The organism is Yoonia sp. KMU-150 (assembly GCF_056858355.1).
On the sequence record NZ_JBXEQF010000001.1, the window covers coordinates 1,877,436 to 1,899,430 of the forward strand.

A 21,995-nucleotide genomic window follows, 5' to 3' on the forward strand; every position below is an offset into this window, starting at 1 on the left:
GCCACCAATTTATTGCCTGAAACCGCAAGATGCTGTAACGCTGGTCGCAAGGGGCGGCAAAAGTCCCACGAATATGAGGCGAGCATTATGTCATACAAAGCAGCACTTGCTGCCGCCCTCGTGGTGGTAGCTGCCGCACCGGCCTATGCGCAGGTGACCGGCGGGTCCCTCGGGATCGAATACAGCACCCCCATCGACGGCGACGATTTCGGCGGCACCGCGTATCACGGCGCAATCGAATACGCGATCACGCGAGAGTTCAGCATCAGCGGCGATCTGTCCGGCTACCGGCTGGACAATATCAATACCGATGCCAGCAGCGCGACGCTGCACGGGATCTACCACCTGAACGAAACGCTGTCCGTCGGCGCGTTCTACGGTCTCGACAAGCTCGAAACCACAGACGCCGTCAGCCTGTACGGGATCGAGGCGGGCACCGAATTCATGGGTGGCCAGATCGAAGGCTATCTGGGTCAGATCGACGGCAATATCTCCGACGCGACGATTGTCGGTGCGGATGGCACCTATGATCTGTCCAGCGGTTTCGCCGTGATCGGCAACGTGGGTCTGTCGTTTCAGGATGACGCCGATGTCAGCCGGTATGCCATCGGCGGCCAGTACGAAATGCAGAACGGTCCGCAGTTCTACCTCGAAGTCGGCCAGACCAGTGTCGAGACGGGCGGTATCGCCACAGAGGATACATTTGTCGGGCTGGGCGCGCGTGTCGCCATAGGCGCGCAGCGTGGCACCACCTTCGGACCGCGCAGCCTGTTCGAAATCCTTCCCGGTTTCTAGGTCACCACCGGGCGGCGCGGCTCCTCCCTCCGCGCTGCCCACCTTCGCCCCTTCGCTTATCGGGGCCCTTTGCAAGCCGCGCGCGACAGGCTACATCGCGCCCATGAACAAAGAACTCCACATCGTCGGCGGCGGCATGGCCGGATCGGAAGCGGCGTGGCAGGCGGCAAACGCAGGCGTGCCCGTCGTGATCCACGAAATGCGGCCCAAGGTCGGCACTTTCGCGCACCGCACCGGAAATCTTGCCGAAATGGTCTGCTCCAACTCCTTCCGGTCGGACGACCACGAACAAAACGCCGTAGGGTTGCTGCATTGGGAAATGCGTCAGGCAGGCGGGCTGATCATGGACATGGCCGGTAAACACCGCCTGCCCGCAGGCGGCGCGCTGGCGGTGGATCGTGATCCTTTCGCCGAAAGCGTGACCGCCGCACTCAAGGCGCATCCGAACGTATCGGTGTCCTACGAGGAGATCACCGCCCTGCCCGACGACGGCCACTGGATCGTGGCCACCGGCCCGCTGACCTCCGGCGCGCTGGCAGAGGCGATCCGCGCGGAAACCGGGGCCGAGGCGCTCGCCTTCTTCGACGCCATCGCCCCCATCGTGCATGCCGACAGCATCGACATGGACGTGGCCTGGATGCAGTCGCGCTATGACAAGGGCGAGACGGAAGCCGAACGCACCGCCTACCTCAACTGCCCGATGACGAAGGACCAGTACGAGGCTTTCATCGACGCGCTGCTGGCGGCTGAAAAGACCGCATTCAAGGAAGGCGAGACCGCCGGCTATTTCGACGGCTGCCTGCCGATCGAGGTGATGGCCGAACGCGGCCGCGAAACCCTGCGTTTCGGCCCGATGAAGCCGGTGGGCCTGACGAACGCCCACGATCCGCTCAACAAGCCCTACGCTGTCGTGCAGCTGCGCCGTGACAACGCGCTCGGCACATTGTTCAACATTGTGGGCTTTCAGACCAAGATGAAGTACGGCGCGCAGAAGTTTGTTTTCAAAATGATTCCCGGTCTTGAGAATGCCGAATTTGCGCGCCTTGGCGGGATCCACCGCAACACCTTCATCAACTCGCCGACACTCCTCGACCACGAGATGCGGCTGCGGTCGAAACCCAATATCCGCTTCGCAGGCCAGATCACCGGCGTCGAAGGCTACGTCGAAAGTGCCGCCATGGGCCTGCTTGCAGGACGTATGGCCGTTGCCGAAATGACGGGCCGGACGCTTGCGCCGGTGCCCGACACCACCGCGATGGGCGCGCTCGTCACGCACATCACCGGCGGGGCAGACGCCAAGACGTTCCAGCCGATGAACGTGAATTTCGGGCTGTTCCCCCCGCTTGAGGGCATGCGCGGCGGGCGGCGCGGACGCAAGGACCGCTACAAGGGCTACACCGACCGGGCCAAGGCAGACTGGCAGGGCTGGCTCGCACAACTGTCACTGGACGCGGCGTGACGACAGACGTTAGGCTGATGCCATGACCGACAAGAAAGACGTACTTCAACCACAACTGTGGACCCCGCGGCCCGTGGCGGAAACCATCGCCGTCTATGCCGACTGGGCCGAAACCTATGATCGTGATGTCAAGGCGCGTGGCTATCACACGCCCGACAGGATCGCGGCGGCGCTGAAGCCATTGGCCGATACGAACGCGCCACTGCTGGATTTCGGCTGCGGCACCGGGCTGGCGGGCGTGTCGCTGCGCGCGGCAGGTTTCGGCACGCTGCATGGCACCGACGTGACGGCAGAGATGCTGGCGCAGGCCGAGGTATCGGGCGTCTACGACAAGCTCTGGCAGTCGCAGCCGGGAGACCTGACCTTTGGGCGCGGTGCCTATCCGGCCATTGTTGCCGCCGGTGTGATCAGCCTCGGGGCCGCCCCTGCCGACCTGCTGTCGCCGCTGGTAGACAAACTGGATACCGGCGGACTGCTCGCCTTTTCCTACAATGACCCGACGCTGGAGGACACGAGCTACATTGCGGCTCTCGACGATGCGGTCGCCGATGGGCGGGCAGAAGTCGTGTTCCGCGAGCACGGCCCGCACCTCGACGATGTCGACATGGGGTCCGACGTGATTATCCTGCGCCGCAGATGATCACGCGCTTTGCGCCGTCGCCGACCGGGCCGCTGCATCTGGGACACGCCTATTCCGCTTTGCTGGCGCATGACATGGCCCGCGCTGCCGGTGGCACCTTTCTGCTCCGGATCGAGGATATCGACCGGTCCCGCGCGCGTCCTGGATGGGAGGCGCAGATTTACGACGATCTGGCTTGGCTGGGTCTAAGCTGGCCCACCCCGGTGATGCGGCAATCCGACCGTCTGCCCGTCTATGGCGCGGCGCTGGACAGACTCTGGGCGCGCGGGCTGCTCTATCCCTGCACCTGCACCCGCCGCGACATCGCCGATGCCGTCAGCGCGCCGCAGGAGGGTGTGCCGACCCACGGACCCGACGGGCTGATCTATCCCGGCACTTGCCGCGACCGGTCCGACCGGACCGGTCCGCGCCCTGCGGACGCTGTGCTGAGGCTGGATATGGCGGTCGCCGTCGCGGGCCTGTCATCGCTCCACTACCTTGAATCACACATGAAGGATGACCTGCAACGTATTGTTATTAATTCTGAAATGCTGACCTCAACCGTCGGCGACATCGTGCTGAGCCGCGCCGACATGGCGACGAGTTATCACCTTTCAGTCGTGCTGGACGATTCCAAGCAAGACGTCACCGATGTCGTCCGCGGTGCCGACCTTTCGGAGGCGACGCAGATCCACGTTTTGCTGCAAACCCTGGCGCATCTGCGCAAACCCACCTACCACCACCATCGGCTGATCCGCGACGAAAATGGCAAGCGGCTGGCCAAACGCGACGACGCGCGCGCGCTTGCCAAATACCGCGCCGAGGGGGCTACGCCTGAGGACATCCGCCGCATGGTGGGGCTCTAGTATTATCTTGCTGAAAATACGCCCGCCGGAGGCATCCTAGCCATCGATGGGCGCTGCCGTCACCACTTCTGCACCGTCCCTCACAGCCGTGTAAAAGCACGACCGTCGCCCGGTGTGGCAGGCCGGGCCGGTCTGTTCCACCTGCATCAACAGGCAATCGCGGTCGCAGTCGAATCGCAGTTCCACCAGTCGCTGGGAATGGCCGCTCGTCGCGCCCTTGACCCAGAACTCCTGCCGGGATCGCGACCAGTAGGTCACATCGCCGGTGTCCAGCGTGCGGGCCACGGCGGCGGCATTCATCCAGGCCAGCATCAGCACCTCGCCGCTGGTCGCGTCCTGCGCGATGGCGGGGATCAGGCCCTGCGCGTTGTAGGTCAGTGTCGCTGGGTCGAATGTCATCTGGCGGCCTTTGCTTTGTCGCTGCTCGGACCTATCTAGGTGGGAAGCAATGAAGGGGCAACGCTGCATGTCTGCTGAATCCGACATGATGAAACTCTACTCCGGGCGCATTCTGGCGCTGGCCGCGGATATGCCGCGCACGGAAAGGCTGGATGCCCCGCAGGCGACGGTCAAGAAACGCGCGCCGCTCTGTGGATCGACGGTGACGGTCGATGTGGACATCGCGGACGGCGTCATCACGGCCTACGGACAGGACGTGAAGGCCTGCGCGCTGGGTCAGGCCGCCGCCGCCGTGATCGGCGCGCAGGTCGTGGGCCTGTCAGAGGCGCAGGTGCAAATCGGACGTGACCAGTTGCACGCGATGCTGACGGCAGGCGGCCCCGTGCCTGACGCCCCTTTCGACGGGCTGGAGGTGCTGCAACCCGCCCGCGACTACAAGAACCGCCATGCCTCCATCATGCTGACGTTCGAGGCCACATTGGCCGCCATGGCGGACATCAAGCAAACCTGCACCTGACATCCCTGCACACAAACCTGCATAAAAAAACCGCCGCGCATCCGGGACAGGATGGCGGCGGGTCAAGTGGCTGACTGCGTCTCAGGTCCGGCGTTTCACGAGGAGAGGCAAATCCCGGAAGTGAAACAGTGACGTGAAGTTGGGACAGACAGGTCAATCGCATTGCTTAGGTGGGACAGGGCAATATGCGGTGGCCTGAAACGCAGTCGGCAGGCAGGTCAGATCATCGCAGGCAGTGACAATCCGACAAACAGAATAACACCAAGGGCCACGACACCCAGCGCATCGGCAATGATCGTGTCCGATGACCGGACGAAAACCGTTTTGATCTCTTGTGCCATTTGCGATGCTCCTCAATGTCGTGTTCTCGTTGTTGCCACTTTGTTCCCATATTGGAAACGTTGTGTAAAGAACTTTTTAAGAACATTTGCGAACAAAATGGAACGCTCGTGCTAACCCACTGAAATCAAACGGATCGCCTTGTCCTGCTCCATCAGCCAGAGCAGAACACGCGCCGCCTGCCCGCGCGGTGTCGTCAGGTCGGGGTCGTCATGCAGCAGTTTGCGGGCGTCCGATTGGGCCAATGCCATCAGCGCCGCTTGCCGTTCGACATCTGCGATGCGGAACCGTGGGAGGCCGGATTGCGCGGTGCCGATCACGTCACCCGCGCCGCGCATCGCCAGATCCTCCTCCGAGATGCGGAAACCGTCCTCCGTCTCGCGCATGATCTCCAGCCGGCGGCGTCCGCCCTCGCTCAGCGGTTCCTGATACAGCAGCAGGCAGGTCGAGGCCGCGGTGCCGCGCCCGACCCGTCCGCGCAACTGGTGCAGTTGCGCCAGCCCGAAACTCTCCGCCCGCTCGATCACCATGATCGACGCGTTGGGCACGTTCACGCCGACCTCGATCACCGTGGTCGCGACCAGCACCTTCGTCTCACCCGCGACAAAGCGGGCCATGGCCGCGTCCTTTTCCGCCGGTGGCAGTTGGCCATGGACCAGCCCGACGACGCCTTCGCCCAGGGCCGCGCGGAGCCGGTTGAAACGTTCTTCCGCCGCGGTCATGTCGCTGACCTCGCTTTCCTCGACCAGCGGGCAGACCCAATAAGCCTGCCGTCCGTCGGCCACGGCGCGGCGCAGTTTCTCGACCACCTCATCCATGCGACCCGTCGACACCAGCGCCGTCTGGACCGGTTTGCGACCGGCGGGTTTTTCATCGAGCACCGAAACATCCATATCGCCGTATTGCGCCAGTGCGAGCGACCGGGGGATCGGCGTGGCGGTCATCACCAGCACGTCGACCGCCTGCCCCTTCGCCCCCAGTTCCATCCGCTGTGCGACGCCGAAGCGGTGCTGTTCGTCGATCACCGCCAGCCGCAGATCGGCAAAAGCCACGTCCTTCTGGAACACCGCATGGGTGCCGACGAGGATGTGGATATCGCCCCGCGCCAAGGCGGCGAGTTTCGCGCGCCGTTCGGCCCCCTTGTCGCGCCCGGTCAGGATCTCCAGCACCACACCCGCGCTTTCGGCCAGCGGTTGCAGGCCTTCCAGATGCTGACGGGCGAGGATTTCCGTGGGGGCCATCATCACAGCCTGACCGCCTGCTTCTGCCACAACAAGCATCGCCATCAGCGCCACCAGCGTCTTGCCCGACCCCACGTCGCCCTGCAGCAGCCGGTTCATCCGCAGCGGTTTGCCAAGATCATCGGCGATTTCACGGATCGCACGGTCCTGGGCACCGGTCGCCCGGTACGGCAGCGCATCCAGCACTCTGCCCTGCAATTTACCCGTTCCCACCGAGGCAATCCCCTTGCCCCGCCGCGCCACCGCGCGGGCCAGCGCCAGCGTGATCTGATGCGCGAACAGCTCGTCATAAGCCAGCCGGATGCGGGCCGGGTCGGTCAAGGCAAGCTGTTGCATCGCGGTCGGGTTGTGCGCGCGCGCGACGGCGTCATGCCAATCCGGCCAGCCCTCGCGCTGTTTCAGCGCCGGGTCGATCCATTCGGCCAGCGCCGGTGCCAGTTCCAGCGCGGCCCGCGTTGCCTTGAACATCAGTTTTTGCGTAATTCCGGCATGCAGCGGATAGACCGGCTCGAACGCCGGAATGTCATCCGCCTGATCGGCGCGGACCACGTGATCGGGATGCACGATCTGTGCGATCCCGTCGAAATGTTCGACCTTGCCCGACACGATCCGCTTTTGCCCAACGGGCAGCAGTTTTTGCAGGTAATCGCCGCGCGCGTGAAAGAACACCAGTTGAAAGCTGGATTGCGCATCGCTCACATGCACTCGGTAAGGCCGCCCGCGCGATTTCGGCGGGTCGTGCCGTTCGACGGTCACGGGCACAGTCACCACGGTCCCGGCGGGCACATCCATCAGCGTCGGGCGCGGCGCGCGGTCGACACCGGTGTGCGGCAGGGTGAACAGCATGTCACGCGGACGCGCGATGCCCGCAGCCTCCAGCACCTGCCCGGTTTTCGGGCCGACACCATCCAGTACCGTGATCTCGGCAAACAGCGGAAACAGGATTTCCGGCCGCGTGCTCATCCGTCGCCGATCAGGGCCAGCCAGCCATCCTCGTCGATCGTCTGCACTCCCAGCGCCTCGGCCTTGGTGGCTTTCGACCCGGCCCCTGGCCCGGCGACCAGAATATCCGTCTTGGCGCTCACACTGCCCGAGACCTTGGCGCCGAGGCTTTCCGCCCGCGCCTTCGCCTCGGCCCGCGTCATCTTTTCCAGCGTGCCGGTGAACACGACCGTCTTGCCGGCGACGGGGCTGTCGGCGGTGCTGGCTTTGGGCGGCGCTTGAATGTCCAGTTGCGCCACGAGCCGGTCGATCGACGCGCGTTCCGCCGCGTTCTGGAAGGCGTTGATCAGCGAGGTCGCCAAGACGGCACCCACGCCATCGACGCCGGTCAGATCGTCCCAGGCCGCACCCTCGCCGATTTCGGCCGAGGTCAGCGCGGTCTCCAGCGTGTTCCAATCGCCGTAGTGGCGCGCGATCAGGTTCGCCGCGGTCTCTCCCACATGGCGGATGCCGAGTGAAAAAATTAAGCGATTGATAGGGATTGCGCGGCGTTCTTCAATCGCCTTGAAGAGTTTTGACACACTGGTTCTGCCGAAGCCGTCCCGGTTTTCCAGTTTGGCGACATTCGCGCTGTCCCGCTCTGCCAGCGTGAAGATATCCGCCGGTTCGCGCACCGGCAGCGTGTCGTCTGCAAAGAACATCTCCACCTGTTTGGCACCCAGCCCGTCGATGTCGAAGGCCGCGCGCCCGACGAAATGCTTGAGACGCTCGATCGCCTGCGCCGGACAGATCAGCCCACCGGTGCAGCGGCGCACCGCATCGCCCGCCTCGCGCACGGCGGGCGATGCGCATTCCGGGCAGGTATCGGGAAATTGATAAGGTGGCTGGTTGTTGCGTTTCGACAGGTCCACATCCTTGATCTTGGGGATCACGTCGCCCGCGCGATAGACCTGCACCCAGTCGCCGACGCGGATGTCGCGGCCGCCGCGGATCGGCTCACCGTCGCCGCCGACGCCCGCGATGTAATCCTCGTTGTGTAGGGTCGCGTTCGACACCACGACCCCGCCGACGGTCACCGGCTTCAGCCGGGCCACGGGCGACAGTGCACCGGTGCGTCCGACCTGGATGTCGATCGCCTCCAGTTCGGTCCAGGCCAGTTCAGCGGGGAATTTATGCGCGATGGCCCAGCGTGGGGTGGTCGAGCGAAAGCCGAGACGGCGCTGCAAATCGAGATCATCGACCTTATAAACCACGCCGTCGATGTCGTATCCCAGCGTTGCCCGCTGCTCCTCGATCCGGCGGTAATGCGCGATCATCTCTTCGGGCGAGGTGCAGATTTGCGTCAACGGATTGGTAGCAAATCCCAAGGCCGCCAGCCTTTCGATGGCACCAGACTGGGTTTCGGCCAATGGCGCGGAGATTTCGCCCCAGGCATAGGCGAAGAAGCGGAGCGGGCGTGACGCGGTGATCGTGGGGTCGAGTTGCCGCAATGACCCGGCGGCGGCGTTGCGCGGATTGGCGAAGGTCTTGCCCCCTGCCTCTGCCTGCCGGGAATTGAGGGCCGCAAAGTCCGCGTGGCTCATGTAAACCTCGCCGCGCACCTCCAACACCTCGGGCGCGCCGTCGATCCGGGTCGGGATGTCGCCGATGGTGCGGGCGTTCGCTGTCACGTTCTCGCCCACGGACCCGTCGCCGCGCGTGGCCGCCGTGACCAGCACGCCGTCTTCATAGCGCAACGAAAGCGACAGCCCGTCGATCTTGGGCTCGGCGGTATAGGCCAGTGGGTTTTCTGCCGGAATGTTCAGGTATTTCCGGATGCGGGCGTCGAACTCCGCCACCTCTGCATCGTCGAATGCATTGCCCAAGCTGAGCATCCGCACCGCATGGGTCACCTTTCCGAAACCGTCGGCCACAGGCGCACCGACCTGATCGCTGGGGCTGTCGTCGCGCTTGAGGTCCGGAAACGCCGCCTCTATCGCGGTATTGCGTCGCTTGGCACTGTCGTAGGCTGCATCGTCCATCACCGGCGCATCGGCGGTGTGGTAGGCGCTGTTGGCGTCATCCAGCAAAGCGGCGAGACGCGCGAGTTCCCTGCGCGCCTCTGCCTTCGACAGGTCACCGACAGGCTTTTCCGTCAGCTCATCCGCCTTGCTCTTTTGTTCTGGCACGCTGTTCCCCGAAGATCAGGCCACCCTGGTCCGGTGGCTGTCCCTTGCAGTTTTACGGGCGCTCCCGCCCTCGTGTCCAGTCGTCATGCACGTATCGTCCGTGAGTGGTCGTGCAATGCTGTCAGGCCCCGATCACCATGCGGTCATCGGCGACCTCTTCCTCCGGGTCGCGCAGGACATAGCCGCGCCCCCAGACCGTTTCGATGTAGTTTGCGCCCTGCGTCGCCTCGCTCAGCTTCTTGCGCAGCTTGCAGATGAAAACGTCGATGATCTTCAGTTCCGGTTCGTCCATGCCGCCGTAAAGGTGGTTGAGAAACATCTCCTTGGTCAGCGTGGTGCCCTTGCGCAGGCTGAGCAGTTCCAGCATCTGGTATTCCTTGCCGGTCAGATGCACCGACGTGCCGCCCGCATCCACCGTCTTGGCGTCGAGGTTGACCGCGATCTGTCCGGTCTTGATGACGGATTGCGCATGGCCTTTGGACCGCCGGATGATCGCGTGAATGCGCGCGACCAGTTCCTCGCGGTGAAACGGCTTCGTCAGATAGTCGTCGGCCCCGAAACCGAAGCTCTTGATCTTGCTGGCGGTGTCGTCGTCGCCGGTCAGGATCAGGATCGGCGTGTCGATCCGGCTGAGCCGCAGCTGTCGCAACACCTCGTGCCCGTCCATGTCGGGCAGGTTCAGGTCGAGCAGGATCAGATCGTAGTCGTAGAGCCTGGCAAGATCGACGCCCTCCTCGCCCATGTCGGTCGCGTACACATTCAGATTGGCATGTGTGAGCATCATTTCGATGCTTTTGGAGGTTGTAGGGTCGTCTTCGACCAGTAGGACACGCATCACATCTCTCCGCTCTTTCTAGGGTTGAGCGACACTAACCGTGCAATAGTTAATCAGCGGTTACTTTAGGAAAGATGCTGACATATACTACCTATGGTTGTCTATAGTGCTGTAGCATGGTGACCCGCAGCGCCGTTTCGCCATGCGAATCGATGGCTGTTTCCCATTCCCGGAATTCCGCATCGCTCAGCGCGTATATGCGCAGCGCCTCTTCCCGGGTGATGAGTGCGTGGGTCACCGCCCGCACGACGGCTGCCTTGCGCGAGGCGACCCATCGGCGCGTCTTGGGGTCCGGCAGGTCCGCACGGGTCATGACCGTCCCGTCAGGCAGGGTGATGGAACGGGGGCCGTCGATCTTGCGCAGGTACATCGCTGTCTTCTTTCTTGGTTCGATGATCTGAAGCGATTTCTGGCAGATCAGCCTTAACGATCGGTTGACCGGCCCATTGTCAGTCTTTCAAATTTTATTATATAGCGGTCCGATCCCAATCGCCGCTGGACCGCGTCATGCCACTCGACCCTGCATTGAATTCCCTTGGTTTTGCCAAACCTCCCGCCGAAACGCGGGTCGTCGTCGCCATGTCCGGCGGTGTGGACAGTTCCGTCGTGGCCGCCCAACTGGCCAGCGAAGGCTATGATGTCGTGGGTGTCACGCTGCAGCTTTACGATCACGGCGCGGCGCTGGCCAAGAAGGGTGCGTGCTGTGCGGGCCGCGATATTCACGACGCGCGCCGCGTGGCCGAAGAGATGGGGTTCCCGCATTACGTGCTGGACTACGAAAACACGTTCCGCGACGCGGTGATCGACGAATTTGCCGACAGCTATCTGGCGGGGGCCACGCCGGTGCCCTGCATCCGCTGCAACGAGCGGGTGAAATTCAAGGATTTGCTGGAAACCGCCAGGGACCTCGATGCCGACTGCATGGCGACCGGCCACTACATCCAGCGCAAGATGGGCGACCACGGGCCTGAGCTGCATACGGCAGGTGACCCCGCGCGCGACCAGTCCTATTTCCTGTTCTCGACGACGCCGGAGCAGCTCGCTTATCTGCGCTTTCCGCTTGGGCATTTGAAAAGCAAGGCCGAGACCCGCGCACTGGCCGAAACCTTCGGACTTGGCGTCGCCGACAAACCCGACAGCCAAGACATCTGCTTCGTACCCGACGGCAACTATGCCGCCGTGATCGAAAAGCTGCGCCCGGGAGCGGCGGAGCCGGGCGATATCGTGGATGTAGACGGCACTGTCCTGGCGCAGCACCGCGGCGTGATCCACTACACCGTCGGACAACGGCGCGGGCTGGGTATCGGCGGGCTGGCCGATCCGCTTTACGTCGTGAAACTGGACGTGGAGGCGCGGCAGGTGATCGTCGGGCCGAAAGCGATGCTGGCGACCCGCCGGGTGCCGCTGCGCGAGATCAACTGGCTGGGCGACGACGGTTTGCTGGCCGGTGGCGAACGCCAGATCGCGGTCAAGGTCCGCTCTACCCGCCCACCGACAGACGCCGTGCTGCGCCCGATCTCGGACACTGAGGCCGAGGTCGAACTGCTGGTGGCAGAAGAAGGCGTGTCACCCGGACAGGCCTGCGTGTTCTACGACCCCGACAGCACCCGCGTGCTGGGCGGCGGCTGGATCTGGCGCGGGTATTGAAAGGCGACGGATTGCGGGCGCCAAGCAGGCCCCGGCACGCCTGAGGTATTGTGCGCAGCGGCGGCAACGGGGATGCTGCGAACATGGCCACCGAAATTGCGTTCTCTTTCGCCGCACTGAATGACACCGCGCGACGGCACATTCGCGTGTTTCAGATACACCAGTTCCTCGACCGCTTTGCGATGGGGCTGACGGTCGCCGTCGTCGCCCTTGCGTTGACCGACCGGGGCATGGACCTTTTCCAGATATCGCTTCTTTTCGGGGTCTATTCGCTCACAACGATGGTGATGGAACTGCCATTCGGTGGCCTTGCCGACAGCATCGGCCGCAAGCCGGTCTTTCTGATGGCGGTCGTCGCCAGTCTGATTTCGCTCGTGCTCTTTCTTTCGACTCGCGACTTTTATGTTCTGGCGCTGTCCTTTGCCTTCATCGGTTTCGGACGCGCGCTTCGGTCCGGCACGCTGGATGCGTGGTTCGTCGAAACCTTTCGGGCCTCGGCACCGAATGTGGATGTCCAACCCGCATTGGCCAAGGCGCAATGGGCCAATGCTGTCGGGCTGGCCATCGGTGCCATCCTCGGCGGGCTTCTGCCCGATATTCTGGGTGGGGTCGCAATGCGCCTCGGGTTCAGCATCTACGATGTGTCCTATGTGGCAAGTTTCGGCGTGATGCTGGGTGTGTTCGTCTTCACGATGGTGGCCATTGTCGAAGGGCCACGTCCGATGGACGTCACGGCGCTCAAGTACGGTTTCGCCAATGTTCCGACGGTGATCGGGGACGCGAGCCGTCTTGCCCTGAAGCACCCCACCCTTTCGCTCCTGCTGGCGGCACTGGCATTCTTTCTGATGGCGACCAACCCGGTCGAGGTGATCTGGCCGACCCACGCAAGGCCCATGCTGGATGCGGGTTATGCGAACACCGTCATCGGTGTCGTGACCGCGAGCTACTTCTTCGCCATCGCCTTCGGCGCATTTCTGTCGCCGCACATCAGCCGGATTTTCAGACGGCGGCACGCCATGACGCTGGCGGTGACCTTCGCCAGCCTGGCCGCCGTTCAGATCGCATTGGCGTTGCAGGGCGGCATCACCGGCTTTGTAGCGGTGTTCATTCTGTATTCGGTCGTCCTCGGTATCAGCGAAACCCCGGCAAGCAGCATACTGCATCGCTGCGTCGAAGACCGTCAGCGGTCGACCATGCTGTCGCTGAGATCGTTGATACAGCAGCTGGGGGCCGCTTTGGGGCTGGTTCTGGCCGGGGCCGTCGCTGAAATATACACCACACCTGTCGCATGGATGGTCGGTGCGGTGTTTCTGTTCATTGCAGCGATACTGATTTTGGTGCTGGTCAGACGGACAGCCGCACAAGACGCCTAGATTTCCGCGCAGTCCCGCACTACCCATGCGTCCATGATCTACAATACCGCATCCGACTGGCGTAACGCCCCCAACAAGCGCGTGCTGCTGTTCGCCATGTCCGGGCTGGGCAAGACCTATCTGTCGTCCATGCTGCGCGAGAGCGGCGACTGGTTTCACTACTCCATCGACTACCGCATCGGCACCCGCTACATGGGCGAGCTGATCGCCGACAACGCCAAGCGAGAGGCGATGAAGGTACCGTTCCTGCGCGACCTTTTGCGCTCCGACAGTATCTACATCGGCTCCAACATCTCGTTCAACGATCTGCGTCCGATGTCGTCCTACCTAGGCAAACCGGGCGACCCGGACAAGGGCGGACTGCCGTGGGACGAATACACCCGGCGGCAGGACCAGTTCCAGCAGTCGGAAATCGCGGCCCTGCACGACACCGGGCATTTCATCGAACGTTCCAACAGGCTTTACCAGTATCCGCATTTCATCTGCGACACCGGCGGGTCGATCTGTGAATGGGTCGATGCGCATGACCCCAACGACCCGATCATGACCGACCTTGCGTCGAAGACGCTCATGGTCTGGATCGAGGGCACGGAGGCACACACCGCCGAACTTGTCCGCCGCTTCGACCGCGAACCGAAACCGATGTCATACGATCCGGCGTTCCTGCTTGCGACATGGCAGGCCTATCTGGACGAATTCAACGTGGCCCCGGACAAGGTGGACCCGGACGATTTCATCCGCTGGGCCTTTGCCAAGGCGCTGGCGCACCGGCAGCCACGCTACCGCGCGATGGCCGAAAACTGGGGCATTACCGTGCCGATGGATGCGGTCACCGCCGTTCACGATCAGGAGGGCTTTGTCGGCATGATCGCCGACGCACTTGAGATGCGGGGCTGAGCCGCCTATCTCTGCCCTCTGACCTCAGGACCTGACCCCATGCCGATCAAACTGCCATCCGCCCTGCCCGCTTTCGAAGTCCTCAGCCGCGAGGGCGTCATGGTGCTGGACGAGGATGCCGCCGCCCGGCAGGATATCCGCCCGCTGCGGATCGCGCTGCTGAACCTGATGCCGAAGAAAATCCAGACGGAAAACCAGTTTGCCCGGCTCATCGGGGCGACGCCACTGCAGATCGAACTGACGCTGATCCGCATGTCCGAACACCGGACCCGCAACACCGCCGCCGAACATATGGCCGAATTCTATCACCCGTTTCAGGACGTCAAGGATCGGAAGTTCGACGGGCTGATCATCACCGGCGCCCCGATCGAGCATATGCCGTTCGAGGAAGTCACTTATTGGGACGAGTTGCGCGAAGTCATGGACTGGACCCAGACCAATGTGCATTCCACCTTCGGTGTCTGCTGGGGCGGCATGGCGATGATCAACTACTTCCACGGCGTCAAAAAGCACCTGCTGGATGCCAAGGCTTTCGGCTGCTTTCGCCACACCAATGTCGTGCCGACCTCGCCCTATCTGCGCGGGTTTTCCGATGATTGCGTGATCCCCGTCAGCCGCTGGACCGAAATGCGCCAGGAAGAGATCGACGCGGCACCGGGCCTGCGCACTCTCATTACCTCTGACGAGGCCGGTCCGGCGCTGGTCGAGGATCAGGGCCATCGCGCACTCTATATCTTCAACCATTTCGAATATGACGACGGCACGCTGAAACAGGAATATGACCGTGACGTGGCCGAGGGCACGCCGATCAACGTGCCGCAGAACTATTATCCCGACGATGACCCGACGAAACCACCGCTCAACCGGTGGAGAAGTCACGCGCATCTTCTATATGGTAACTGGATCAACGAAATTTATCAGACGACGAAGTATGACCTTGATGCGATTGGCACTTAAAGCACTGACCTATACCGCCGTCGCACTCGGCGCGGGCGCGGCCCTCACCGGCTGCGTCTCCTCCCAGCGCGTGCAGGAGACGGAAGCCACCTACCCCCCCATCGGCCAATTCGCGGATGTGACCGGCGGGCGCGTGCATTACGTGCAGAAAGGCTCCGGTCCGCATGTGGTGCTGCTGCATGGCGCAGGCGGCAACCTGCGCGATTATACCTTCGATCTGATGGACCGGCTGACCGACGATTATACCGTCACCGCCTTCGACCGCCCCGGACTGGGCTATACCGACCGTGTGCCGGGCGTGGAGACCGGCGCGCTGGCGACCGAAGGCGACAGCCCCATGGCGCAGGCCGCCATGTTGCGCGAGGCGGCAACGCAACTGGGCATCACCGATCCGGTGGTCGTCGGCCACAGTTTCGGCGGGATCGTCGCGATGGCCTGGGCCAACACAGGGCTTGATACACAGGCCGATGTGAACGCGAGCGCCGTGGTGTCCTTTGCAGGCGTGCTGATGCCCTGGCCCGGCGACCTGGGGCAGTATTACACCATCAACGGGTCGTCCTTCGGCGGTGCCGTGATCATCCCTCTGATCTCTGCCTTCGCGCCCGACAGTGCGGTGAATGACGCGATCGAGGGAGTCTTTGCCCCGCAACCGGCCCCGGACGGCTATGCGGAATATATCGGTGGTCCGCTCGCCGTGCGGCCCACGACGTTCCGCGCCAACGTGCGGCAGGTGAACACCCTGCGCCCGCATGTCGTCGCGATGGCGCAGCGGTATCCCGAACTCGACCTGCCGATCGAGGTGCTGCACGGCACCGCCGACGAAACCGTGCCGATCGATGTGCATCCCGAAGAGGCGGTGAAATTGATCCCGCAGCTGAACCTGACCCGGCTCGACGGTGTCGGCCATATGCCGCACCACGCCGATCCGCAGGCCGCCGTCGCCGCCATCGACCGGGCCGCCGGTCGCGCCGGATTGCGCTAGGACCGGTGCGCCCGCATACTGCAGATCGCAACGATCAAAGGGAGCCCGGGTCATGAGTTTGCCACAGGACGGCGGCATCAGCCGCTATTTCGAAGAGCACGCACCGCAGGACATCCGCGACCTCATTTCCGGCGGCGGCAAAAAGGACATCCTCAACCCGGATTACCCCTATGACAAACGCTGGGACAAGGACGCCTACGAGGCCGAGATCGACCGCTTGCAGATGCAGCTGGTGCGGATGCTGTCCTGGGTGCGCGAGACCGGTCAACGGGTCGTCATCGTCTTCGAGGGGCGTGATGCGGCCGGTAAAGGCGGCACGATCAAACGGTTCCGTGAAAACCTGAACCCCCGCGCGGCGCGCGTCGTGGCGCTTTCCAAACCTACCGAAACCGAAGCCGGGGAATGGTATTTCCAAAGGTATATCAAACACCTGCCGACCAAAGGTGAAGTGGTTTTCTTTGACCGCAGCTGGTACAACCGTGGCGTGGTCGAGCATGTCTTCGACTTCTGCACCCCCGAACAGCGCGAAAAGTGGTTCGATCAGGTCAACCCGTTCGAAAAGCTGCTGGTCGACGACGGGATCAAGCTGTTCAAGATCTGGCTGAACGTCGGGCGCGCCACGCAACTCAAGCGGTTTCTGGATCGCGAGCGCGATCCGCTCAAGCAATGGAAACTCAGCTGGATCGACGTCGAGGGGCTGTCGCGCTGGGACGCCTACACCGATGCCATCGCAGAGACGCTCGACCGGACCAATGTCCAGCCGTGGATTGTCGTGCGCTCCGATGACAAGAAGCGCGCGCGTGTCAACGCGATCCGCTCGGTCCTGCAAGGTCTCGACTATCCCGGTAAGGACCTGGGCGCGGTCGATGAAAAAGTCGCGGGTGGCGTGGACCTCTGGCATGGCTAAACAGGGTTACCATCACGGCAACCTGAAAGAGGCATTGGTGGCGGGCTGCCTGTCACTGATCGAACAGAAAGGCCCGACCGGGTTCACCCTGTCAGAGGCCGCGCGCGTGGCTGGCGTGACCCCGGCGGCCGTCTATCGCCACTTCGAAGGCCGCGAGGACCTGATCGCCGAGGCGGCATTGCAGGGTTACCGCAGCTTTGGCGACCTGATGTTGCATGCCTACGACGACGGCCAACCCTCGGCGCTGGAGGCATTTTATGCCACCGGTCGTGCCTATCTGGCGTTTGCGAACAAGAACCCTGGCCACTACATCGCCATGTTTGAAAGCGGTATCTCCGTGCAGCGCACACCGGAACTGAACGCCGCCGCCAGTCGCGCCATGGGCGTGCTGGAAACGGCGGCGACGGCCCTTTCGCAGCATATTCCCGCAGAAAAAAGACCGCCGCCACAGATGTTCTCGGCCCATGTCTGGGCCCTGTCGCACGGAATCGTGGAGCTTTTCGCGCGCGGCTCTCCCGGCACCAAAAGCCCGTTTCCGCCCGAGGACTTGCTTGAATCCGCCATCGGCGTATATCTGCGCGGGCTGGGGCTGATCGCGCCCGACACCTGACCCCTTTTCACGGAACGCCGCGCCATGGATGGAACACTCGCCGTCATCTTCGCCGTCGCCAGCCTGACGGACATGGCGCTGAACGACTGCCAGACCGGCTGCATCGCCACGCAGGACGCCACACAGCGCCTGTCTTTTCAGGCCTCTGCGGTCGAGTTCCAGACCCGGATCATCGCGCCTGAGGCCTATTTCGGCTATGACGCGACGCTGGCCTACGGCCCGTTCCAGCCGACGTTCGGCGTGTCCCTCACAGGCGACGGCGATCTTTGGGCCGGGGCCGGGTTCAAATGGACCTCCGACAGCATCGACACCGGTCCGTTCTTTGTCGAGGCGTCGCTGATGCCCGGCGTGCATCGCCCGTCGGACGGTCCGGATCTGGGCGGGGCGCTGCAATTCCGCTCGGCACTTGGTGTGGGCTATGAGTTCGAAAGCGGTGCCACCTTCACGGTGTCATATGACCACCGGTCCAACGCAGACCGGCTCGACCTCAATCCGGGGCTGGAAACCATCGCGCTGCGGGTGGCGATTCCGCTCGACTAGGGCATGACGACAATCGCGCGTTCGTCCCAGATGACCTGCGTGCGCACGCCGACGTCCAGCACCGGTCGTCCGATCATGTTTTTCATGGAAATCGTCAGCGGCGTCTCTACCCCGTCGATGCGGACGTCATAATATGTCATGTCGCCGTAATAGACGACCTCGTCCACCACCGCATCGGCCACGCGCCGGTCCGTGGTCTCCCCCTCGAACAGAATACCCAGCGATTCCGGTCGGATACCGACCGTTCCTGATCCTGTCGCAGCGCCGCCCGGCGCCTGTTCCGGCGGCACCTCGCAGCGGCCCAGACCGGCGACATCCAGCGTGATCGGATCGCCGGTGCCGGTGATCTCGGCGGACAGGAAATTCATTTTGCCGATGAATTCCGCGACGCGCTTCGACTTCGGGCGGCGGTAGAGCGTTTCGGGATCGTCAAGCTGCCCGATCTCGCCCTCGAACATCACGGCGATGCGGTCGGACATGACCAGCGCCTCTTCCTGATCATGGGTGACGAGGATGAAAGTGATGCCGACATGCCGTTGCAGGCGGATCAGTTCGACCTGCATCTGTTCGCGCATCTTCTTGTCGAGCGCGGACAGCGGCTCGTCGAGCAGCAGCACCTTGGGTTTCAGGATCAGGGCGCGGGCCAGCGCCACGCGCTGCCGCTGCCCGCCCGACAGCGCGTGCGCGGCGCGGTTGCCATAGCCAGCGAGTCCGACCATCGCCAGCGCCTCGTCCACCATGGCAGGCTTGTCGGCCTTCGCCACATCCTTCCGCTTGCGCAGGCCAAACGCCACGTTCTCTGCCACGCTCAGATGCGGAAAGATCGCGTAGGACTGGAACACCATGTTGGTCGGGCGCAGGTTGGCGGACACGCCGTCCATGTTCCTGCCACCAATCATCACGGTGCCTTCGGACACGCCCTCGAACCCCGCGATGGTGCGCAAGAGCGTGGTCTTGCCGCAGCCGGACGGACCGAGGAGCGAGAAGAACTCGCCTTCGTTGATGGTCAGGTCGATGTCGCGCAGGGCGTGGTAATCGCCATAGTATTTCTGCACGCCCGTCAGTTCGATCAGCGGTTTCACAAAAAGCCCCCGGTATCCTTGCCGCCCGCGCGGGCGATGCCACGGCGGCGCAGGATTTCTGCAATGGTCAAAAGAAGGATGGACAGCGCCACGAGGATCGTCCCCAGCGCCATCACGATCGGGAGCGATGCGGGAAAGCGCAGCAGACTCCAGATATAGACAGGCATGGTCGGGTTCGCACCCGTCAGGAAGAACGCGATGATGAATTCGTCCAGGCTGATCGTGAAGGCGATCAGGAAGGACGAGATGACACCGGGCATCACCAGCGGGAAAATCACCGACCAGAACGCCGACCAGCGGGTTTCGCCCAGATCGAGCGCGGCTTCCTCCAGCGCCGGATCGAGGTTCTGGAACGCGCCGTTGAGGATCGCGATGGAGAACGGCGTGCAGATCAGCACGTGTGCGGCGATGATCGTCCAGTTCGACAGGCCCAGGCCGAGGATCTGCACCGCCACGACCAGCAGCGACACCGCCACGATGATTTCGGGCAGCACCAGCGGCAGCATCACGAAGCCCATGATTCCGGCCTTGAACCGGAAATGCGGCATCGCACCCGCACGCGCGGCGCAGATGCCAAGGCAGGTCGACAGTGCCGCCGTCGTGAGCGCGATAAAGAGCGAGTTCTTCACGGCCGTGTGCAGCGCCTTTGTCGTCATCAGTTCTCCGAACCAGTCGGTCGTGAAGCCGGTCAGCGGAAAGGCGATGATCGTGGCGTCGTTGAACGCGAAGATCGGCAGCAAAGCGATTGGGGCGTAAAGGAAAATCAGATACGCGATGGCGTAGAATTTCAGCCCGCGCCCCTTCATGACCGCCCCCGCAGCCAGCGCCGGTTCAGGAACACGAACAGCAGACTGATGGCCGAGACCGAGACCATCGCGACGATGGCAAGTGCTGCCCCCAGCGGCGCGTTGTTCAATGCCAGAAACTGCGTCTGGATCATGTTGGCGATCAACTTGCCGCCCGCGCCGCCCATCAGTTCAGGCGTCACATAGTCGCCGATGGTGGGTATGAAGACGATCAGCACCGCCGCCACGACCCCCGGCACCGACAGCGGCAGCGTCACGCGGAAGAATGTCGTCAGCTTGCCTTCGCCAAGGTCCTGCGATGCCTCCAGCAGCGACCGGTCGATCTTTTCGAGTGCGACGAAGATCGGCAGGATCGCGAAGGGTGCGAAGGCATGGGCCAGCGTGATGATCACCGCGTTCACGTTGTAAAGGATAAAGGTCAGCGGCTCGTCGATGATCCCCGCCTGCGTAAGGCCCGTGTTGATGACGCCGTTGTAGCCGAGGATGACCTTCCACAGAAACACCCGGATCAGGTAGCTGGTCCAGAAGGGAATCGTGATGAGGAACAGCCAGATCGACTTGCGGCTGGGATGCACGTGGAACGACACGAAGTAGGCCACCGGATAGGCCAGAATGACCGTCACCACCGTGACCACACCGGAGACGAACAGCGACCGCTGCAGAAGTGCCAGATAGATCGGCTTTTCTGCGATCTCGCGGTAGTTGTTCAGGGTGAACGTCGTGTCGACGGTGATGAAATCCTGCGTCCAGAAGCTGAACAGGACGATGGCCAGCAACGGCACGGCCAGAAGCAACAGCGCATAGGCGAACGGCGGTGCCATCAGCCACATGCTGCGTTTCTGATCTGCGGTCATTGCGCTCTTCGCCATGAGGGCGATGATTGTGCCGCGGGGCCGATATCGTCAATGGGGAAAACGCTAGGCGGCGTTTCAGGACGACGGTGAGGCGGGGCAACGTTCCAGCTCGCTGTCAATTGAGAGCGGGTTGATGATCGTCAGCTGGTCGCCGATCAGGCGAAACGTCAGCGTCTGCTCCCATGCATAGTCGGTGCTGCGGCAGGTCGCGTCATAGATCACGTCGCTGGGGCTGGTGCCTGCCCGTGGGTTGCGCAACGCGCAATCCTGCGTGACGCCGTCCAGCAGCGACGGGGTGATCGCGATGGCGCCGCCCTCCTCACCGATCCGCTCGCAATCCCAGTCAAATCCCGAATAGGTCTGCGGCACACGGTAAAGGCCGGTGATGTCCGGTAGTTCGGCCGTGGCGGGCGCGGCAGCCGCCGTCGCCAAAGCTGCAACCCATATCGCACGCATGAAGACCCTCCGTCAGCAGGATGACTTCAGCAGTGCGCAATCTAAAGCGCGGCGCAAGTGGAAAAGCGCCCCTTGCGCGCAGAGCGGCTCATTTCTTTCGGCCGGAAGTTAGTGTGGGCCCCGGTGACCCCTCATCGCATTTGCCCATCGGATCATGGCATCGCAGATGTCCGCGCCTCACACACGCGACGCGCGGACGCTTTGCGCTACTGCCGGATCATCTCTAGAAACTGCTGGTGGCTCCGGTCCATCTGCTGCTGACGCGCGTTGTAATTCGCGGTGTTCTGCGCGCCCATGTCGTGGATCTGCTGCATCCGTTGCGCATGGGTCATTCCCATGCCGGCGCCGCCGCCGGTGTTCTGCATCAGGCCGCCGCTTTGCACCACGCTGGACAGCTGGTAATAGGCCTGTTCGAGTTGCGCATAGTTCTGGTTGTAGAAGGCGCAGGCCTGCTGATTGCCCTGGAACTGGCAGTCATAGCCCGCCGACAGCATCAGGTGGGCCTGCTGCTGCAGCATCGCCGCCGAATTGCAGGCCGCCGCGTTGCCCTGATTGCACCCCTGTCCGAGCACCTGAAGCATCTCGTTGATCGCACCCACGACCTGCGGGTCGGCTGATTGCAGATAATGGTTCGCACTTGCCCCGGTGGCTGCGCAAAGTGCCAGAGCTGCCGCAAAAACTGTCTTTTTCATCATAATTCCTCT

24 protein-coding genes are annotated in these 21,995 nt (G+C 63.0%); 13 read left to right on the forward strand and 11 right to left on the reverse strand.

Going from position 1 to position 21,995, the window contains the following annotated elements:
* The first annotated feature begins 87 nt into the window (after positions 1-87).
* The 4 genes from AC04PH_RS09245 to gluQRS all read left to right on the forward strand — a co-directional run bounded on the left by AC04PH_RS09245 (position 88) and on the right by gluQRS (position 3,739).
* Positions 88-795 carry a hypothetical protein gene (locus AC04PH_RS09245; RefSeq protein WP_483065455.1) on the forward strand — a complete coding sequence of 236 codons (708 nt, stop codon included), beginning with the start codon at positions 88-90 and terminating at the stop codon, positions 793-795.
* A gap of 103 nt (positions 796-898) precedes the next feature.
* Positions 899-2,254, forward strand: a complete 1,356-nt coding sequence (gene trmFO, locus AC04PH_RS09250) for a methylenetetrahydrofolate--tRNA-(uracil(54)-C(5))-methyltransferase (FADH(2)-oxidizing) TrmFO (protein WP_483065456.1) — start codon at positions 899-901, stop codon at positions 2,252-2,254.
* 22 nt (positions 2,255-2,276) lie between these two features.
* Positions 2,277-2,894 carry a class I SAM-dependent DNA methyltransferase gene (locus AC04PH_RS09255; RefSeq protein ID WP_483065457.1) on the forward strand — a complete coding sequence of 206 codons (618 nt, stop codon included), beginning with the start codon at positions 2,277-2,279 and terminating at the stop codon, positions 2,892-2,894.
* Positions 2,891-3,739: a tRNA glutamyl-Q(34) synthetase GluQRS gene (gene gluQRS, locus AC04PH_RS09260; RefSeq protein WP_483065458.1), complete on the forward strand. Its 849-nt coding sequence runs from the start codon at positions 2,891-2,893 to the stop codon at positions 3,737-3,739. The genes AC04PH_RS09255 and gluQRS overlap by 4 nt, the downstream gene beginning before the upstream one ends.
* Positions 3,740-3,775: 36 nt before the next feature.
* Here the strand turns inward: gluQRS and hisI are convergent, their stop codons facing one another.
* Complete coding sequence (hisI, locus tag AC04PH_RS09265; protein WP_483065459.1) at positions 3,776-4,138, reverse strand: phosphoribosyl-AMP cyclohydrolase; 363 nt, start codon at positions 4,136-4,138, stop codon at positions 3,776-3,778.
* A gap of 67 nt (positions 4,139-4,205) precedes the next feature.
* Here hisI and AC04PH_RS09270 point away from each other — a divergent pair, with 67 nt between their 5' ends.
* Positions 4,206-4,655 (forward strand): iron-sulfur cluster assembly scaffold protein, encoded by a 450-nt coding sequence (locus AC04PH_RS09270; protein WP_483065460.1) that lies wholly within the window; start codon positions 4,206-4,208, stop codon positions 4,653-4,655.
* 218 nt (positions 4,656-4,873) lie between these two features.
* Here AC04PH_RS09270 and AC04PH_RS09275 read toward each other — a convergent pair whose 3' ends face one another.
* The 5 genes from AC04PH_RS09275 to sciP form a co-directional block, all read right to left on the reverse strand.
* Positions 4,874-4,996, reverse strand: a complete 123-nt coding sequence (locus AC04PH_RS09275; RefSeq protein WP_483065461.1) for a hypothetical protein — start codon at positions 4,994-4,996, stop codon at positions 4,874-4,876.
* A 111-nt stretch (positions 4,997-5,107) separates the two neighbouring features.
* Positions 5,108-7,198, reverse strand: a complete 2,091-nt coding sequence (recG, locus tag AC04PH_RS09280; protein WP_483065462.1) for an ATP-dependent DNA helicase RecG — start codon at positions 7,196-7,198, stop codon at positions 5,108-5,110.
* Positions 7,195-9,345, reverse strand: coding sequence for an NAD-dependent DNA ligase LigA (gene ligA / locus AC04PH_RS09285; RefSeq protein WP_483065463.1), 2,151 nt, complete (start codon positions 9,343-9,345; stop codon positions 7,195-7,197). The genes recG and ligA overlap by 4 nt, the downstream gene beginning before the upstream one ends.
* 121 nt (positions 9,346-9,466) lie before the next feature.
* Positions 9,467-10,180 carry a response regulator transcription factor CtrA gene (ctrA, locus tag AC04PH_RS09290; RefSeq protein ID WP_483065464.1) on the reverse strand — a complete coding sequence of 238 codons (714 nt, stop codon included), beginning with the start codon at positions 10,178-10,180 and terminating at the stop codon, positions 9,467-9,469.
* A 91-nt stretch (positions 10,181-10,271) separates the two neighbouring features.
* Positions 10,272-10,550, reverse strand: coding sequence for a CtrA inhibitor SciP (sciP, locus tag AC04PH_RS09295; protein ID WP_483065465.1), 279 nt, complete (start codon positions 10,548-10,550; stop codon positions 10,272-10,274).
* A 137-nt stretch (positions 10,551-10,687) separates the two neighbouring features.
* Here sciP and mnmA point away from each other — a divergent pair, with 137 nt between their 5' ends.
* From mnmA to AC04PH_RS09335, 8 genes are all read left to right on the forward strand, one after another.
* Positions 10,688-11,827, forward strand: a complete 1,140-nt coding sequence (gene mnmA, locus AC04PH_RS09300) for a tRNA 2-thiouridine(34) synthase MnmA (protein ID WP_483065466.1) — start codon at positions 10,688-10,690, stop codon at positions 11,825-11,827.
* An 83-nt stretch (positions 11,828-11,910) separates the two neighbouring features.
* Entirely contained in the window at positions 11,911-13,200 is a 1,290-nt protein-coding gene (locus AC04PH_RS09305) for an MFS transporter (protein ID WP_483065467.1), read from the forward strand.
* Positions 13,201-13,233: 33 nt separating this feature from the next.
* The gene (locus AC04PH_RS09310; RefSeq protein ID WP_483065468.1) at positions 13,234-14,097 is read left to right on the forward strand and encodes an ATPase; all 864 of its coding nucleotides are present in this window, start codon (positions 13,234-13,236) and stop codon (positions 14,095-14,097) included.
* Between the two features lie 39 nt (positions 14,098-14,136).
* On the forward strand, positions 14,137-15,054 hold the full coding sequence (gene metA / locus AC04PH_RS09315; protein ID WP_483065469.1) for a homoserine O-acetyltransferase MetA: 918 nt from the start codon (positions 14,137-14,139) through the stop codon (positions 15,052-15,054).
* Positions 15,038-16,036, forward strand: coding sequence for an alpha/beta fold hydrolase (locus AC04PH_RS09320; protein WP_483065470.1), 999 nt, complete (start codon positions 15,038-15,040; stop codon positions 16,034-16,036). Before metA ends, AC04PH_RS09320 begins: the two co-directional genes overlap by 17 nt.
* A 52-nt stretch (positions 16,037-16,088) precedes the next feature.
* Positions 16,089-16,943: a polyphosphate kinase 2 gene (gene ppk2, locus AC04PH_RS09325; protein ID WP_483065471.1), complete on the forward strand. Its 855-nt coding sequence runs from the start codon at positions 16,089-16,091 to the stop codon at positions 16,941-16,943.
* Entirely contained in the window at positions 16,936-17,553 is a 618-nt protein-coding gene (locus AC04PH_RS09330; protein WP_483065472.1) for a TetR/AcrR family transcriptional regulator, read from the forward strand. The genes ppk2 and AC04PH_RS09330 overlap by 8 nt, the downstream gene beginning before the upstream one ends.
* Before the next feature lie 24 nt (positions 17,554-17,577).
* Positions 17,578-18,093 (forward strand): acyloxyacyl hydrolase, encoded by a 516-nt coding sequence (locus AC04PH_RS09335; protein WP_483065473.1) that lies wholly within the window; start codon positions 17,578-17,580, stop codon positions 18,091-18,093.
* Here AC04PH_RS09335 and AC04PH_RS09340 read toward each other — a convergent pair.
* The 5 genes from AC04PH_RS09340 to AC04PH_RS09360 all read right to left on the reverse strand — a co-directional run bounded on the left by AC04PH_RS09340 (position 18,090) and on the right by AC04PH_RS09360 (position 21,983).
* Positions 18,090-19,175 (reverse strand): ABC transporter ATP-binding protein, encoded by a 1,086-nt coding sequence (locus AC04PH_RS09340; RefSeq protein WP_483065474.1) that lies wholly within the window; start codon positions 19,173-19,175, stop codon positions 18,090-18,092. The two genes, AC04PH_RS09335 and AC04PH_RS09340, sit on opposite strands and share 4 nt — an antisense overlap.
* The gene (locus tag AC04PH_RS09345; protein WP_483065475.1) at positions 19,172-19,981 is read right to left on the reverse strand and encodes an ABC transporter permease; all 810 of its coding nucleotides are present in this window, start codon (positions 19,979-19,981) and stop codon (positions 19,172-19,174) included. The genes AC04PH_RS09340 and AC04PH_RS09345 overlap by 4 nt, the downstream gene beginning before the upstream one ends.
* Entirely contained in the window at positions 19,978-20,835 is an 858-nt protein-coding gene (locus AC04PH_RS09350) for an ABC transporter permease (RefSeq protein ID WP_483065476.1), read from the reverse strand. Before AC04PH_RS09350 ends, AC04PH_RS09345 begins: the two co-directional genes overlap by 4 nt.
* 75 nt (positions 20,836-20,910) lie before the next feature.
* On the reverse strand, positions 20,911-21,291 hold the full coding sequence (locus AC04PH_RS09355; RefSeq protein ID WP_483065477.1) for a hypothetical protein: 381 nt from the start codon (positions 21,289-21,291) through the stop codon (positions 20,911-20,913).
* 206 nt (positions 21,292-21,497) lie between these two features.
* Positions 21,498-21,983 carry a hypothetical protein gene (locus tag AC04PH_RS09360; protein ID WP_483065478.1) on the reverse strand — a complete coding sequence of 162 codons (486 nt, stop codon included), beginning with the start codon at positions 21,981-21,983 and terminating at the stop codon, positions 21,498-21,500.
* Positions 21,984-21,995: the final 12 nt, after the last annotated feature.

What these genes read in the sequence shown, in the direction of transcription:
- trmFO (WP_483065456.1), top strand. Translation starts at nt 899, where the DNA reads ATGAACAAAGAACTCCACATCGTCGGCGGCGGCATGGCCGGATCGGAA.
- AC04PH_RS09350 (WP_483065476.1), bottom strand. Translation starts at nt 20,835, where the DNA reads ATGACCGCAGATCAGAAACGCAGCATGTGGCTGATGGCACCGCCGTTC.
- ctrA (WP_483065464.1), bottom strand. Translation starts at nt 10,180, where the DNA reads ATGCGTGTCCTACTGGTCGAAGACGACCCTACAACCTCCAAAAGCATC.
- gluQRS (WP_483065458.1), top strand. Translation starts at nt 2,891, where the DNA reads ATGATCACGCGCTTTGCGCCGTCGCCGACCGGGCCGCTGCATCTGGGA.
- ppk2 (WP_483065471.1), top strand. Translation starts at nt 16,089, where the DNA reads ATGAGTTTGCCACAGGACGGCGGCATCAGCCGCTATTTCGAAGAGCAC.
- AC04PH_RS09255 (WP_483065457.1), top strand. Translation starts at nt 2,277, where the DNA reads ATGACCGACAAGAAAGACGTACTTCAACCACAACTGTGGACCCCGCGG.
- mnmA (WP_483065466.1), top strand. Translation starts at nt 10,688, where the DNA reads ATGCCACTCGACCCTGCATTGAATTCCCTTGGTTTTGCCAAACCTCCC.
- AC04PH_RS09305 (WP_483065467.1), top strand. Translation starts at nt 11,911, where the DNA reads ATGGCCACCGAAATTGCGTTCTCTTTCGCCGCACTGAATGACACCGCG.
- AC04PH_RS09310 (WP_483065468.1), top strand. Translation starts at nt 13,234, where the DNA reads ATGATCTACAATACCGCATCCGACTGGCGTAACGCCCCCAACAAGCGC.
- AC04PH_RS09330 (WP_483065472.1), top strand. Translation starts at nt 16,936, where the DNA reads ATGGCTAAACAGGGTTACCATCACGGCAACCTGAAAGAGGCATTGGTG.
- AC04PH_RS09345 (WP_483065475.1), bottom strand. Translation starts at nt 19,981, where the DNA reads ATGAAGGGGCGCGGGCTGAAATTCTACGCCATCGCGTATCTGATTTTC.
- AC04PH_RS09270 (WP_483065460.1), top strand. Translation starts at nt 4,206, where the DNA reads ATGTCTGCTGAATCCGACATGATGAAACTCTACTCCGGGCGCATTCTG.
- AC04PH_RS09360 (WP_483065478.1), bottom strand. Translation starts at nt 21,983, where the DNA reads ATGAAAAAGACAGTTTTTGCGGCAGCTCTGGCACTTTGCGCAGCCACC.
- hisI (WP_483065459.1), bottom strand. Translation starts at nt 4,138, where the DNA reads ATGACATTCGACCCAGCGACACTGACCTACAACGCGCAGGGCCTGATC.
- AC04PH_RS09320 (WP_483065470.1), top strand. Translation starts at nt 15,038, where the DNA reads ATGCGATTGGCACTTAAAGCACTGACCTATACCGCCGTCGCACTCGGC.
- recG (WP_483065462.1), bottom strand. Translation starts at nt 7,198, where the DNA reads ATGAGCACGCGGCCGGAAATCCTGTTTCCGCTGTTTGCCGAGATCACG.
- AC04PH_RS09275 (WP_483065461.1), bottom strand. Translation starts at nt 4,996, where the DNA reads ATGGCACAAGAGATCAAAACGGTTTTCGTCCGGTCATCGGACACGATC.
- metA (WP_483065469.1), top strand. Translation starts at nt 14,137, where the DNA reads ATGCCGATCAAACTGCCATCCGCCCTGCCCGCTTTCGAAGTCCTCAGC.
- sciP (WP_483065465.1), bottom strand. Translation starts at nt 10,550, where the DNA reads ATGTACCTGCGCAAGATCGACGGCCCCCGTTCCATCACCCTGCCTGAC.
- AC04PH_RS09355 (WP_483065477.1), bottom strand. Translation starts at nt 21,291, where the DNA reads ATGCGTGCGATATGGGTTGCAGCTTTGGCGACGGCGGCTGCCGCGCCC.
- AC04PH_RS09245 (WP_483065455.1), top strand. Translation starts at nt 88, where the DNA reads ATGTCATACAAAGCAGCACTTGCTGCCGCCCTCGTGGTGGTAGCTGCC.
- AC04PH_RS09335 (WP_483065473.1), top strand. Translation starts at nt 17,578, where the DNA reads ATGGATGGAACACTCGCCGTCATCTTCGCCGTCGCCAGCCTGACGGAC.